The sequence below is a fragment of the Streptomyces sp. CB02261 genome (genome assembly GCF_001905665.1).
Lineage (GTDB): Bacteria > Actinomycetota > Actinomycetes > Streptomycetales > Streptomycetaceae > Streptomyces.
Genome location: NZ_LIVX01000007.1, coordinates 155,540 through 168,720, shown reverse-complemented (window position 1 = coordinate 168,720; position 13,181 = coordinate 155,540). Strand labels below are relative to the sequence as shown.

Sequence of the window (13,181 nt, the reverse complement as noted above, 5' to 3'; positions counted from 1 at the left end):
CCTCAGCCCCGGCTTCGTACCAGCAGGTACAGGAAGTACGGGGTGCCGATCGCGGCCGTCATGAGGCCGGCGCCGAGCTGGGCCGGGGCGATGACGGTGCGGCCCACCAGGTCCGCGGTGCAGACGAGGACGGCGCCGAGGAGCACCGCGACGGGGATGACGCGGGCGTGCTGCCGGCCGACGAGGGCGCGGGCCGCGTGCGGTGCCACGAGTCCCACGAAGCCGATCGCACCGGCGGCGGCCACGGCGGTGGCGGTGAGCAGGACGGCGAGGGCGAGGAAGCCGAGGCGTGCGCGTGCCAGGCCGAGGCCGAGGAGGCGCGGGGTGTCCTCGTCGAGGGAGACGAGGTCGAGTTCGGTGCGCCGGGCGAAGGCGACGGCCGCGCACACGGTGAGGACGGCCATGAGGGGCACCACGTCGGGCAGGGTCCGCCCGTAGGTGGAGCCCGAGAGCCAGGTCAGGGCCTTCGTCGCGTTGAACGGGTCGGTGAGGATGATCAGGAGGCTGATCAGGGCGGAGGCGGCGATGGCGACGCCGAAGCCGACGAGGACGAGCCGGTTCTGCTGGTACCCGCCCCGCGCGGCCAGTCCGAAGACGAGGACCGAGCTGGCGGCGGCTCCCGCGAACGCGGCGCCGGCCATGCCCCACGAGCCGGCCAGGGGCACGGTCGTCACGAGGAGTACGGCGCCGAGCGCGGCGCCGCCGGAGACGCCCAGGATGCCGGGTTCGGCGAGCGGGTTGCGGGTGACGGCCTGGACGAAGGTGCCGGCCAGGGCGAGCGCCGCTCCCGCGAAGAGGGCGGCGAGAACGCGGGGCATCCGGGTGTCGAGGACGAAGGTGACGGTCCGGCCCGCCCGTCCCTGGGCCCAGTTCAGGACGTCGCCGAGGAGCAGTTTGCTGTCGCCGAGGAGGGCGGCGGCGATGGCGACGCCGACCGCGGAGGCCACCAGGACGGCGGTGACGGTGAGGAAGCGGGTCCTGCTCCTGATGCGGAGCCGCTCGGTGGCGGTGGCTCCGGCCGTGTCCCGGACGCGGGTGGCCATGACGATCAGGAAGACGGCGCCGACGAGGCTGGTGACGACGCCGGTCGGCACGGAGACCGCCACGTCGGCCGGTACGAGGGCACGCAGCAGGACGTCGGAGCCGAGCACCAGGGCGGCGCCGGTGAGAGCGGCGGCGGGCAGGAATCCCCGCGACCGGGTGAACCCGCGGAACCTGCGGGCGAGCGGGCGGACGAGTGCGGGGGCGCACAGGCCGACGTAGCCGACGGGTCCGGCGAGGGTGACGGCGGCCGTGGAGAGCAGGGCGGCGAGCACGACCGCGGTGACCCGGGTGGCGCGGACGGGTACGCCGAGGCCGCGGGCGGCGTCGTCGCCGAGGGCGAGGGCGTCGACCCGGCGGGCGATGAGCAGCAGCCCGACGAGGCCGACGACGGCGATCGGGGCCATCTGCAGGACGCCGTCGAAGCCGCTCTGGCCGATGCTGCCCTGGTTCCACTGGTAGAGGCCCTCGGTCTGCCGGGGGAACAGCAGGAGCAGGCCCTCGGTGACGCCGGTGAGGCCGAGGGTGAGGGCGCTGCCGGCGAGGACGAGCCGGACGGTTCCGGCGCCCAGGCCCGAGAGGGCGAGGACGACGGCCGCCGCCGCGAGGCCGCCGGCGAACGCGACGGCGGAGGAGGCGAACCACGGCAGCGACAGGCCGAAGGCGGCGCCGATGCCGAGCGCGAAGTAGGCGCCCGCGTTGACGGCGAGGGTGTCGGGCGAGGCGAGGACGTTGCGGCTGACGGCCTGGAGGGCGGTGCCCGCGATGCCGAGGGCGGCGCCGACCAGGAGGCCGGCGGTCATCCTCGGCAGACGGGAGGCGATGACGACGGACGCGTCGGCCGGGTCGGCCCGGCCCGTGAACGCCTTCCACACCTCCGGGGCGCCGACGGCGGCCGTGCCCTGGGTGATGTCCACGAGCGCGAGGGCCGCGACGAGGAGGGCCAGGGCGGCCGTCACCGGGGCCGCGCCCGTCCGGGACGGGGCCGCCGGCGGACGGGTGTCGGGAGTGGTTGCGGTGACGGCCATGGTGTTACTTCGTCAGGGCGGCGACGACGGAGTCGACGTACTTGCTCATCGACCGGGGGCCGCCGAACATCCAGATGCCGTCGGGCAGCCGGTGCACGTCGCCCTTCTTGACGAACGGCAGGGACGTCCACACCTTGTCCTTGGCCAGGACGCCGGTGAAGGGGGTGCTGGCGGCGTCGCCGTCGTTGCCGACGTAGGCGAACTGGACGTCACCGAGCTTGGTGAGGCCCTCGACGTCGGTGGCGGCGAGGCCGTAGGCCGGGTCGCCCTTGACGGTCCAGGCGTTCTTCAGACCGAGCTTCTCGCTGACCGCGCCGATCAGCGAACCGCTGGTGTAGGGGCGGATCGAGACCTGGTTGGACATGACGTAGCCGTCGGCGAAGGCGTACTTCGTGCCGGCGAGGCCGGCGTCGGCGAGCGCCTTCCTGCCCTCGTCGAGCTTCGCCTGGAACTGCTTCTTCAGCTCCTCGGACTTCTGCGTGGTGCCGGTGGCCTCGGCGATGGCGTCGAGGTCCGCGTTCATCCGGCCGATCGGGTCGGTCGCGTCGGCGGCCTTCAGTGTGAGGACCGGGGCCACCTTGCGCAGCTGCTTCACGGCGGCCGGCGGCAGGTCCGTGGTGGCGACGATGAGGTCGGGCTTGAGGGCGGCGACGGTCTCCACGCTCGGCTCGCCGCGGGTGCCGATGTCCTTCGGCTCGTTCTTGAGCGGGACGGCGGTGTCCCAGGTCTTGTAGCCCTTGACGTCGGCGACGCCCACCGGGTCGACGCCGAGCGTGATCAGGTGCTCGACGACGTTCCACTCGGTGCCGACGACCTTCTCGGCGGGGCCGTCGAGCTCGACCTTCACGCCCGTGGCGTCGGTGAGGGTGATGCGCTCGGTGGTCTTCTTCGCGTCGTCGGCGGCAGGCTCGGTGGTCCCGCAGGCGGACAGGGTGAGGGCCGCGGTGGTGGCGGCCGCCGCGGTGATGAGGAGTCGTCTCATGAGGTGGTGCTGAGCCTTTCGCTTCGCGAGTGGTGCCGGCCGATGGCGCGCGTGCGCAGCCGGCCGGTCAGGGGGTCGGTGTCCACGTCGATACGGATGCCGTACGTGTCGGTCAGCCGTTCGGGAGTCAGGACGGCCTGGGGGTCTCCGTCCGCGACGACCCGTCCCGCGGCGAGCAGGACGATCCGGTCGGCGACGGCGGCGGCCTGGTCGAGGTCGTGGAGGACGGCGCCGACGGCGATGCCGTGGTCGTCCGCCAGGTCACGCATGAGGTCGAGGAGTTCGACCTGGTAGCGGAGGTCGAGGTAGGTGGTCGGTTCGTCGAGCAGCAGGACGCCCGTCTCCTGGGCGAGGCAGCCGGCGAGCCAGACGCGTTGGAGCTGGCCGCCGGAGAGGTGCTCGGCTCCGCGCGCGGCGAGTTCGGCGACGCCGGTCATGGCGAGGGCGCGGTCCACCGCGGCCCGGCCGTCCGGGTCGGCCCTGCCCCAGCGCCCGCGGTAGGGGTAGCGGCCGAATTCGACCAGGTCCCGTACGGTCAGTCCGCTGGGGGTGGGGCGTCCCTGGGTGAGCAGGGCGACATGGCGGGAGAACTGGCGGGGGCTCAGCGCGAGGCCGTCGGTGGCGCCGTCGAGGACGAGCGTGGCGGTCCGTGGCTGCTGGAGCCGTGCGATCGTGCGCAGCAGTGTCGACTTGCCGCTGCCGTTCGGCCCGACGAGCACGGTCACCTCGCCGGGGCGCAGCGTCATGGCGGCGTCGTGGACGACGTCGACGCCTTCGTACGCCACGGTGACACCCGTGGCCGAGAGTTCATGACCGTGGGGACGCGGGGTCGCGGCGGTCTGTTCAGCTGCTTGCACGTCGCAGAGGTTAGCCTAACCTTACTAAGAATGAAAAGGGGCCCTCGAACGCGACCACAAGTCGCATTTCGGCCAAGCTCCGCTCACAGCACGCCAGGTCGCCTGCCCCATTCGTGCGTCCACCCTCCGAGACACCGTTGACCCGGCGCGCGGGCACCGCTACGTTCGCGCCATGTTGCGTACAGCCCTTCTCACCACGCGCGGTCACATCGACCTGCTGCGGGTGGCCTCCGCCGCGTGTCGCCGCGGCCGCTGACGCCTTTCTCCCTCTCTGCACGTCACCTCGCCGACGTCGCACCGTTCTGACATGACGTCAGTCCGGCGCGTCACGTCGCCCTGACGTCACGCCACCCTCCCGACGCCCGCCCTGCCGTGTGCGCGCCCACCCCGCGCCCACGGTCGCCGACGCGTACCTTCCCCGCCTCTCCCCCCGGAGTCACGCCATGACGATCAGTCATGCACCGCCGCCACCCGTGTCCGACATATCGGTCGTGCCCGATGTCGAGATCCTCACCCCCGACCGCGGTCCCGGCCGCGGCCCCTCCGTCCCCCGCTGGCTGCGCCGTACCGTCGGACCGGTCCTGCTCCTCGTCCTGTGGCAGACCCTCAGCTCGACGGGTGTACTGCCCGCCGACGCCCTCGCCTCACCCGGGACCATCGCCCGTGCGGGCGGTGAGCTGATCGGCGACGGGACCCTGCCGACCGCGATGGGCGTCTCACTGCGGCGCGTCGCCGCCGGCCTCCTGATCGGCGGGATCGTCGGCATCGCGCTCGCCCTGCTGTCCGGGCTCTCCCGGCTCGGGGAGGACCTCGTCGACGCGCCCGTCCAGATGCTGCGGACCGTGCCCTGGGTCGGGCTCATCCCCCTCCTCATCATCTGGCTGGGGATCGGGGAGGCGCCCAAGGTGGCGCTCATCGCCCTCGGTGTCGCCTTCCACCTCTATCTGAACGTGTACGCCGGCATCCGCGGCGTGGACGCCCAACTGGTCGAAGCCGGCCAGTCGCTGGGGCTCGGCCGCTGGGGTCTGGTCCGGCACGTCGTGCTGCCGGGCGCGCTGCCCGGGGCCATGACCGGGCTGCGCTACTCCCTGGCCACGGCCTGGCTGGCGCTGGTCTTCGGCGAGTCCATCAACGCCGACGCCGGCATCGGCTTCCTCATGAACCAGGCGCGGGAGTTCTTCCGCACCGACGTCATCGTCGTGTGCCTGGTCGTCTACGCCTTCCTCGGCCTGCTCGCCGACGCCGTCGTCCGCACTCTCGAAAGGCTGCTGCTGCAATGGCGACCGACCTTCACCGGGCAGTGACCGTCCAGGGTCTCACCCGCTCCTTCGACGGCCGTCCGGTCGTCGACGGGCTCGATCTGACGCTGGCGGCCGGGCAGTTCACGGCGCTGCTCGGACACAGCGGCTGCGGCAAGTCGACCCTCCTGCGCGTCCTCGCCGGGCTCGACCGGGAGATCTCCGGCACCGTCCTCGTCCCGCGCCGCCGGGCCGTCGCCTTCCAGGCGCCGCGCCTCATGCCGTGGAAGCGGGTCTGGCGCAACGTGCTGCTCGGGCTGCCCGGGAAGCCGGGCCGGGCGGTCGCCGAGAAGGCCCTGGAGGAGGTCGGACTCGGTCACCGCTCGGGCGCCTGGCCGAAGACCCTCTCCGGCGGCGAGGCCCAACGGGCCTCCCTGGCAAGGGCGCTGGTACGGGACCCGGACCTGCTGCTGCTCGACGAGCCGTTCGGCGCGCTCGACGCGCTGACCCGGATCAAGGCCCAGCGGCTCGTGGCCGAGCTGTGGCAGCGGCGCGGCTGCACCGTCCTGCTCGTCACCCACGACGTGGACGAGGCGCTCCTGCTCGCGGACCGCGCGCTGGTGATGCGGGACGGCGTGATCGCGTACGACACCGCCGTCGACCTCGACCGCCCCCGCTCCCCCGGCGACCCCGCGCTCGCCGCGCTCCGCACCCGTCTGCTCGCCGAACTCGGCGTCGCCGAGGCCGACGGCGCCCGACAGGCGGCCTGAACCATGACGACCCTTCCGACCCCCGAGGAGATAGACCCGTGAAGTCCTTCCGTCTGTCCACCGCGGCCCTGCTGGTGCCGCTCGCCCTGCTCGCCTCCGCCTGCTCCGGCGCCTCCGCCGCCGGCCAGTCCTCCAACTCCGACGGGAAGGGCGCGCTCGTCCTCAACGTGGGCGACCAGAAGGGCGGCGCCGAGGCCCTGCTCCGGGCCGCGGGCGAACTCGACGACCTCCCCTACCGGATCACCTGGTCGACGTTCACCTCCGGCCCACCCCTGCTCGAAGCGGTGAACGCCAGAGCCGTCGACATCGGATCCGTCGGCAACACCCCACCCGTCTTCGCCGCCGGCGCCGATTCGAAGATCACCGTGATCTCCGCAACGCACGGTGACTCCGCGGGCGAGGCGATCCTCGTCCCGAAGGGCTCACCCGCCCGATCCGTCGGCGACCTGAAGGGGAAGAAGGTCGCCGTCGCCCAGGGCAGCTCCGCCCACTTCCAGCTGATCTCCTCGCTCGGCAAGGCCGGACTGAAGCTGAGCGACATCCAGGTGACCCTGCTCCAGCCGGCCGACGCCCTGGCCGCGTTCAACAGCGGCAAGGTGGACGCGTGGGCGGTGTGGGACCCGTACACCTCGCAGGTCCTGCTGAGCGGCAAGGGCCGGGTCCTCACCGACGGGCGCGGGCTCGTCAACGGCCTCGGCTTCCAGGTCGCCTCCCCCTCGGCGCTCGCCGACCCCGCGAAGGAGAAGGCGATCGGCGACCTCGTCGAGCGGCTGCGGCGCGCCCAGGGCTGGGTGTTCGAGCACCCCGAGGAGTGGGCCGAGGTATGGGCGAAGGAGACCGGACTGCCGTACGAGGTGGCTCTCGCGGCCGTCAAGCGCAGCAACGGGACCCGGATCCCGGTCGCCATCGACGACGCGGCCGTCGCCTCCGAGCAGAAGATCGCGGACACCTTCGCCGCGCTCGGGCTCATCCCCCGCTCGTTCCGCTTCGCCGACTACGTCGACACCCGCTTCAACAAGGACCTGCCGCCGTCGACCACCCCGGCGCGCAGCTACGGAAAGGCCTCCTGATGACCGTCCACCTGCACTGGTTCCTGCCGACCGGCGGCGACGGCCGGACCCTCGTCGACCGGCACGCCTACACGGACGGCGGCATCACCCGCGACCGGACCGTGTCCGGGGTCCGCGCGCCCGACATCGACTATCTGATCCAGATCGCCAAGGCCGCCGAGCAGCTGGGCTTCGAAGCCGTCCTGACCCCGACCGGGACGTGGTGCGAGGACGCCTGGCTGACGACGGTCGCCCTCTCGCAGCACACCGAACGGCTCAAGTTCCTGGTGGCGTTCCGGCCGGGGGTGATCTCGCCGGTCCTCGCGGCCCAGATGGCGTCCACCTACCAGCGGATCACCCGCGGCAGGCTCCTCCTCAACGTGGTGACCGGTGGCGACTCCGCCGAGCAGCGCCGTTTCGGCGACCACCTGGACCACGACCGGCGGTACGCGCGCACGGCCGAGTTCCTCTCGGTCGTGCGGGGCGCGTGGGGCGGCCGGCCGTTCGACTACGAGGGCGAGCACTTCCGGATCGACGGCGGGCTGACCGCGCTGCCGCCGGACCCGCTGCCGGAGATCTTCTTCGGCGGCTCGTCCGCGGCGGCGGGGCCGGTGGCCGCCGAGCACGCGGACGTCTATCTGACCTGGGGCGAGCCGCCCTGGCAGGTGAAGGAGAAGATCGACTGGATCCGGGGCCTCGCCGAGGAGCGCGGCCGCACGGTCCGCTTCGGCATCCGGCTGCACACGATCTCCCGTGACTCGTCCCGGGAGGCCTGGGCGACCGCCGACCGGCTGCTCTCGGACCTCGACGCCGAGACGGTCGCGGCCGCGCAGGCGGCCCTCGGCCGGAGCGAGTCCGTCGGCCAGCAGCGGATGCTGGCCCTGCACCAGGGCGGCTCCCTCGGGCGCGACCGGCTGGAGATCTCGCCGAACCTGTGGGCGGGGGTCGGTCTGGTACGGGGCGGGGCGGGCACCGCGCTCGTCGGCAGCCACGCCGAGGTCGCGGACCGCATCGAGGAGTACCACGACCTGGGCGTGGAGCACTTCGTCCTGTCCGGCTACCCGCACCTGGAGGAGGCGTACTGGTTCGGCGAGGGCGTGCGTCCGGAACTCGCGGCGCGCGGACTGCTGCCGTCGGCACCGGCCTCCCCGCTGCTCGGCGTCCCCGCGGCGAACGGGCGTCCCGCCTCGGCGCCGGGCGGCGCGCCGCTCCTGGTGGCGGGCGGACGGTAGGCGCCCGGCTCCGGTCGGCGTCGGAGCCCGGTGCCGAGGCCGGGGTGGGGGCGCGGGAAGATCCGCGCCCCCACCCCGGTTGGTAGAACCGTGAACGATTTCATGGTGGAAGAGGTCGCGGCCCCGCGTGCCGCCGGGCAGCGGGTCACGCCCGGGGACGTCGCCGTCACCCCCGGGACCGCCGAGCAGCGGGTCACGCCGGTGGACGTCGTCGTCATCGGCGCCGGACAGGCGGGGCTCTCGGCCGCCTTCCATCTGCGCCGCGCCGGACTCGCGCCGGACCGGGACTTCGTCGTCCTCGACCACGCCCCCCGCCCGGGCGGCGCCTGGCAGTTCCGATGGCCCTCGCTCACGTACGGCAAGGTCCACGGGATGCACGCGCTGCCCGGCATGGAGCTGACGGGCGCCGACCCCGCGCGCCCCTCGTCGGAGGTGATCGGCGCGTACTTCGACACCTACGAGCGCACCTTCGACCTGCGGATCCACCGGCCCGTCGACGTCACCGCCGTCCGGGAGGGAGAGGGCGGCCGGCTCCTCGTGGAGACCTCCGAGGGCGCGTACGCCACCCGGGCCCTGATCAACGCCACCGGCACCTGGGACCGACCCTTCTGGCCGCGCTACCCCGGCCAGGAGACCTTCCGGGGGCTCCAGCTGCACACCGCCGGATACCCGGGCCCGGCCGCGTTCGCGGGCAAGCGGGTCCTGGTCGTCGGCGGCGGCGCCTCCGGCACGCAGCACCTCATGGAGATCGCGGACGTCGCCGCCGACACGTTCTGGGTGACCCGGCGCGAGCCCGTCTTCCGCGAGGGCCCCTTCGGGGAGGCGGAGGGCCGGGCGGCCGTCGCGCTCGTCGAGGAGCGGGTGCGGCGGGGGCTGCCCCCGCAGAGCGTCGTCTCCGTCACCGGGCTGCCCCTCACCGACGCCGTCCGCGCGGCACGCGCGCGCGGGATCCTGGACCGTCTCCCGATGTTCGACCGGATCACCCCGACGGGCGTGGCCTGGGACGACGGCCGGACGGTCGACGTGGACGTGATCCTGTGGGCGACGGGCTTCCGCGCGGCGATCGACCATCTGACCCCCTTGCGACTGCGCGAACCGGGCGGCGGCATCCGGGTCGAGGGCACCCGTGCCGTACGGGACGAGCGCGTCCACCTCGTCGGCTACGGCCCCTCGGCCTCGACGATCGGCGCCAACCGGGCCGGGCGCGCCGCCGTCACCGACATCCGCCGCCTCCTCCGCGACGCCTCCGCCGCCCCGGTGGCGGCCGGCACCGGGTGAACCGGGCCGGACTCAGCTCTTCCCGGCGCTGCGGAGGGCGTTGAACTCGGCCACGTTGGCCTGGTGGGCCGCGTAGTCGGCGGTGAAACGGGTGTCCCCGGGACCGACGGTGACGAAGTAGAGCCAGTCGCCGTCCGCCGGCCGGATCACCGCGTCCAGGGCCTGGTCCCCCGGGTTGCCGATGGGCGTCGGCGGCAGGCCCTTCCGCTCGTAGGTGTTGTACGGGCTCCGCGTCCGCGTGTCCTCGTGCGTCGTGTCCAGGGTGCTGCGGTCCAGCGCGTAGTTGAGGGTCGAGTCCATCTGGAGCGCCATGCCCCGGGCGAGCCGGTTGTGGACGACCCGGGCGACCTTCGCCATGTCCTCCGGGTTGTCCGCCTCGGCCTGCACGATGCTGGCCGCGACGACCGTCTCGTAGACGCTCAGTCCGTGCGCCTTCGCCCCCTCGACGATCCGCGGGGCGCCGAAGCGCCTGCCCGCGGTGGTGACCATGAAGCGCAGCAGCTCCTCCGGGGTGGTGGCGGAGAGCACCGGATAGGTGGCGGGGAAGAGATAGCCCTCGGGGTTGCCGCCGGCCGCCGGGGGCAGCGGAAGGGCGGTCGCCGGCGCGGTCGCGGTCTTCCGCGCGGTCCCCCGGGGCAGGCCGAGCGCCCGGTCGACGGCCGTGTACACCTGTCCGGCCCGCCAGCCCTCGGGGACGAGCAGCGCCCGGGGCTGCTCGACGGCGGGGGGTTCGTCACGGGTCAGGAGCAGCGGGACGGTGACGGCGGCGGCCACGGCGAGCACCGCTCCGAGCAGGAGCGCCACCTTGCCGCGCCGGGTCAGCCGGGGGCGGCGGGAGGGCCGGGGCGGCCGGGGGAGGGAGAGGCGTCGGGAGCGGCGGCGTGGGGGTGCGTACGGTGACGGCGGCCGGTACGTCATGGCCGCACGCTAACCCGGCCCGTACCGGAATCCGGGGAACCCGCGCACGCGGCGGCGCCGCCGGTCCCCTGGGACGGGGGACCGACGGCGCCGGGCACTGCGATCGTCAGACGAGCCATCCCAGGAAGTGAAAGACGCCGGCGAGCAGATCGGTGATGACGTTCATGGTGGTGCTTCTCCTCGTGCAGGTACATCAGTGGGACTGCGCGGTCACGGTCTGCAGCCCGTCGATCGCGCACCGCAATCCTCCGACGGCGGCCGGGAGCGGGGCAACGATTCCCGGCACGATCACACGTTCTGGGGAACAACCGCTCCCACGTTCGCCTGTTCGGTCCCGGAGGTGCCCGCCGCTCCGCGTTCGTCCCTGCGGACCAGGGCGGCGTACCGCCCGTCCCGCGCGAGCAGCTCGTCGTGGGTGCCGCGCTCCGCGATCCGTCCCGCCTCCAGGACGACGATCTGGCCGGCCTCGCGGACGGTGGAGAGCCGGTGGGCGATGGTGATCGTGGTGCGTCCCGCGGAGAGGGCGTCGATGGCCTGCTGCACCGCGTGCTCCGTGCGGGTGTCGAGCGCGCTGGTCGCCTCGTCGAGGATCAGCACCGGCGGGTCGCGCAGGATCGTGCGGGCGATGGCCAGGCGCTGCTTCTCGCCGCCCGAGAAGCGGTATCCGCGCTCGCCGACCAGGGTGTCGTACCCGTCGGGGAGCGAGGCGATGTGCTCGTGGATCTGCGCGGCGCGGGCGGCGGCCTCGATCTCCTCGTCGGTGGCGTCCGGCTTGGCGAAACGGAGGTTGTCGGCGACGGAGGCGTGGAAGAGGTACGTCTCCTGCGAGACGACGCCGACCGCGCGGGCGAGGGTGTCGAAGTCCAGGTCGCGCACGTCGACCCCGTCGAGGGTGACGCGGCCGCCGGTGACGTCGTAGAGCCTCGGCACCAGGTAGCTGAGGGTCGACTTGCCGGAGCCGGTGGGGCCGACGACGGCCAGGCTGCCGCCGGCGGGGACCGTCAGGTCGATGGAGTCGAGGGTCGGTCGGCCCTCGCCCTCGGGGTCGTAGCGGAACACGACCTTCTCGAAGGCGACCTCGCCGCGGACCTCGCCGAGCCGGACCGGCTCGGCGGGCTCGGTGATGTCGACGGGCAGGTCGAGGTACTCGAAGATGCGCTGGAAGAGCGCGAGGGACGTCTGCATCTGCACTCCGGTGGAGAGCAGGCTGACGGCGGGCCGGAAGAGGCCCTGCTGGAGCGAGACGAAGGCGACGAGCGTGCCGAGCGAGATCGCGGCTCCGCCGGAGCCCACCGCGACGCCGGCGGCCCAGTAGATCAGGGCGGGCATCGCGGCCATGACGATGCCGATGGTGGACATCCGCCACCGCCCGGCCATGGAGGAGCGCACCTCGAGGTCGACCAGGCGCTCGGACTCCTCGGCGAAGGACCTGGTCAGCGAGTCGGCGCGGCCCATGGTGCGGCCGAGCAGGATGCCGCTGACCGAGAGGGACTCGGTGACGGTCGCGGCCATGGCGGCCATCTGCTTCTGGCGCTGGGTCGTGATCCGCTTGCGCTCGCGGCCGACGCGCCGGCTGATCCAGACGAACACGGGCAGCAGGAGCAGCGAGACGAGCGTCAGGCGCCAGTCGAGGGCGAGCATGGCGACGACGGTCGCGACGACGGCGGTGAGGTTGGAGACCAGTGAGGTGGCCGTGGAGGTCACGGTCGCCTGCATGCCGCCGATGTCGTTGGCGATGCGGGACTGGACCTCGCCCGTGCGGGTGCGGGTGAAGAAGGCGAGCGGCATCCGCTGGAGCTGCTCGTAGACCCCGGTGCGCAGGTCGTGCATGACGCGCTGGCCGACGGTGGTGGAGATCAGGGTCTGGAGGACGCCGAAGACGCTGGTCAGCACGGCGGTGGCGATCATGCCGAGGGCGAGCAGGCTGAGCAGCCCGGTGCGGCCCTGGGGGATCGCGGTGTCCAGGATCTCCTTGAGCAGGAAGGGTGACGCGACCGTGACGAGCGAGGCGGCGCCGACCAGCAGGCCGACGACGACCAGGCGGGCGCGGTAGGGGCGGAAGAGTCCCAGGATGCGCCGCAGCTGCGCGGGCTCCTTCGGTCGTGAGGAGTCGCGGGGCGGGGGCGTCCATTCGGACTGGTCGTGGGGGCGCATGGGCTCCTTCGGGGTTCGGGGTCGACCGTGGTTCGGGGCCGACGAAGACCCTAGCTCATTGTTACCTATGCTCACAATGAACTACATCCTGATATTGTTCCCGCATGACCGCCTCCGACCCGACGACCCCCTCCGACGCGCCGACCAGGACCGACTCGGCCGGCCGGACCGACCCGTCGGGCAGGACCGACGCCGACGGGCTCCTCTCCGAGCAGCTCCTCCGCCTCACCCGGCGGCTGCACCGCATCCAGAAGCGCCATCTGGAGCCGGTCGGCATCACCCCCGCCCAGTCCAGGCTGCTGCGGACGGTCGCGCACTTCGGGGAGCCGCCGCGGATGGCCGATCTCGCGGCCCGGCTCGAGGTCGTCCCCCGCGCCGTGACCAGTCTCGTCGACGGTCTGGAGGCCGTCGACCGGGTGCGCAGGGTGCCCGACCCGAGCAACCGGCGGGTCGTGCGGATCGAGCTCACCGACGCGGGGCGCGCCACGCTGCGGGAGCTGCGCAGCGCGCGCCGGGCGGCCGCAGAGGACATCCTTGCTCCATTGACCGCCGCACAGCGCGAGGTACTCGGAGGTCTCCTGTCCGCCCTGGTCGACCCCGGCCCTGAGGGCGGCTGCTGACCCCTCGGGTGCGG

The 13,181-nt window shown here is 73.3% G+C and carries 12 protein-coding genes; 7 read left to right on the top strand and 5 right to left on the bottom strand.

Features of this window, described 5'->3' with window-relative positions; translation table 11 throughout:
* Positions 1-2: 2 nt before the first annotated feature.
* The 3 genes from AMK29_RS23375 to AMK29_RS23365 are packed head-to-tail and all read right to left on the bottom strand — an operon-like array spanning position 3 to position 3,908.
* Positions 3-2,069, bottom strand: coding sequence for an iron ABC transporter permease (locus tag AMK29_RS23375; RefSeq protein ID WP_073816215.1), 2,067 nt, complete (start codon positions 2,067-2,069; stop codon positions 3-5).
* A 4-nt stretch (positions 2,070-2,073) separates the two neighbouring features.
* Positions 2,074-3,051 carry an iron-siderophore ABC transporter substrate-binding protein gene (locus AMK29_RS23370; RefSeq protein WP_073816213.1) on the bottom strand — a complete coding sequence of 326 codons (978 nt, stop codon included), beginning with the start codon at positions 3,049-3,051 and terminating at the stop codon, positions 2,074-2,076.
* Positions 3,048-3,908 (bottom strand): ABC transporter ATP-binding protein, encoded by an 861-nt coding sequence (locus tag AMK29_RS23365; RefSeq protein WP_073816211.1) that lies wholly within the window; start codon positions 3,906-3,908, stop codon positions 3,048-3,050. The genes AMK29_RS23370 and AMK29_RS23365 overlap by 4 nt, the downstream gene beginning before the upstream one ends.
* 172 nt (positions 3,909-4,080) lie before the next feature.
* On the opposite strand from AMK29_RS23365, the gene AMK29_RS38000 reads away from it, so the two are divergent.
* The 6 genes from AMK29_RS38000 (at position 4,081) to AMK29_RS23340 (ending at position 9,475) form a co-directional block, all read left to right on the top strand.
* Entirely contained in the window at positions 4,081-4,164 is an 84-nt protein-coding gene (locus AMK29_RS38000; protein ID WP_352027631.1) for a putative leader peptide, read from the top strand.
* A 187-nt stretch (positions 4,165-4,351) separates the two neighbouring features.
* Positions 4,352-5,212 (top strand): ABC transporter permease, encoded by an 861-nt coding sequence (locus tag AMK29_RS23360; protein WP_198942323.1) that lies wholly within the window; start codon positions 4,352-4,354, stop codon positions 5,210-5,212.
* On the top strand, positions 5,185-5,916 hold the full coding sequence (locus tag AMK29_RS23355) for an ABC transporter ATP-binding protein (protein WP_073816208.1): 732 nt from the start codon (positions 5,185-5,187) through the stop codon (positions 5,914-5,916). Before AMK29_RS23360 ends, AMK29_RS23355 begins: the two co-directional genes overlap by 28 nt.
* Positions 5,917-5,954: 38 nt before the next feature.
* Positions 5,955-6,986, top strand: coding sequence for an ABC transporter substrate-binding protein (locus tag AMK29_RS23350; RefSeq protein ID WP_073816205.1), 1,032 nt, complete (start codon positions 5,955-5,957; stop codon positions 6,984-6,986).
* Positions 6,986-8,197, top strand: coding sequence for an LLM class flavin-dependent oxidoreductase (locus AMK29_RS23345; protein ID WP_073816203.1), 1,212 nt, complete (start codon positions 6,986-6,988; stop codon positions 8,195-8,197). Before AMK29_RS23350 ends, AMK29_RS23345 begins: the two co-directional genes overlap by 1 nt.
* 201 nt (positions 8,198-8,398) lie before the next feature.
* On the top strand, positions 8,399-9,475 hold the full coding sequence (locus tag AMK29_RS23340; RefSeq protein ID WP_073817148.1) for an NAD(P)-binding domain-containing protein: 1,077 nt from the start codon (positions 8,399-8,401) through the stop codon (positions 9,473-9,475).
* 12 nt (positions 9,476-9,487) lie between these two features.
* On the opposite strand, the gene mltG is transcribed toward AMK29_RS23340, so the two are convergent.
* Both mltG and AMK29_RS23330 read right to left on the bottom strand, forming a co-directional pair.
* Positions 9,488-10,393: an endolytic transglycosylase MltG gene (gene mltG / locus AMK29_RS23335; RefSeq protein WP_079197079.1), complete on the bottom strand. Its 906-nt coding sequence runs from the start codon at positions 10,391-10,393 to the stop codon at positions 9,488-9,490.
* A 288-nt stretch (positions 10,394-10,681) separates the two neighbouring features.
* Entirely contained in the window at positions 10,682-12,547 is a 1,866-nt protein-coding gene (locus tag AMK29_RS23330) for an ABC transporter ATP-binding protein (RefSeq protein WP_073816201.1), read from the bottom strand.
* Positions 12,548-12,651: 104 nt separating this feature from the next.
* Between AMK29_RS23330 and AMK29_RS23325 the strand changes: the two genes are divergently transcribed.
* Positions 12,652-13,167, top strand: coding sequence for a MarR family winged helix-turn-helix transcriptional regulator (locus AMK29_RS23325; protein ID WP_241845665.1), 516 nt, complete (start codon positions 12,652-12,654; stop codon positions 13,165-13,167).
* Positions 13,168-13,181 lie beyond the last annotated feature (14 nt).

What these genes read in the sequence shown, in the direction of transcription:
- AMK29_RS23375 (WP_073816215.1), bottom strand. Translation starts at nt 2,069, where the DNA reads ATGGCCGTCACCGCAACCACTCCCGACACCCGTCCGCCGGCGGCCCCG.
- AMK29_RS23370 (WP_073816213.1), bottom strand. Translation starts at nt 3,051, where the DNA reads ATGAGACGACTCCTCATCACCGCGGCGGCCGCCACCACCGCGGCCCTC.
- AMK29_RS38000 (WP_352027631.1), top strand. Translation starts at nt 4,081, where the DNA reads ATGTTGCGTACAGCCCTTCTCACCACGCGCGGTCACATCGACCTGCTG.
- AMK29_RS23360 (WP_198942323.1), top strand. Translation starts at nt 4,352, where the DNA reads ATGACGATCAGTCATGCACCGCCGCCACCCGTGTCCGACATATCGGTC.
- AMK29_RS23355 (WP_073816208.1), top strand. Translation starts at nt 5,185, where the DNA reads ATGGCGACCGACCTTCACCGGGCAGTGACCGTCCAGGGTCTCACCCGC.
- AMK29_RS23345 (WP_073816203.1), top strand. Translation starts at nt 6,986, where the DNA reads ATGACCGTCCACCTGCACTGGTTCCTGCCGACCGGCGGCGACGGCCGG.
- mltG (WP_079197079.1), bottom strand. Translation starts at nt 10,393, where the DNA reads ATGACGTACCGGCCGCCGTCACCGTACGCACCCCCACGCCGCCGCTCC.
- AMK29_RS23330 (WP_073816201.1), bottom strand. Translation starts at nt 12,547, where the DNA reads ATGCGCCCCCACGACCAGTCCGAATGGACGCCCCCGCCCCGCGACTCC.
- AMK29_RS23325 (WP_241845665.1), top strand. Translation starts at nt 12,652, where the DNA reads ATGACCGCCTCCGACCCGACGACCCCCTCCGACGCGCCGACCAGGACC.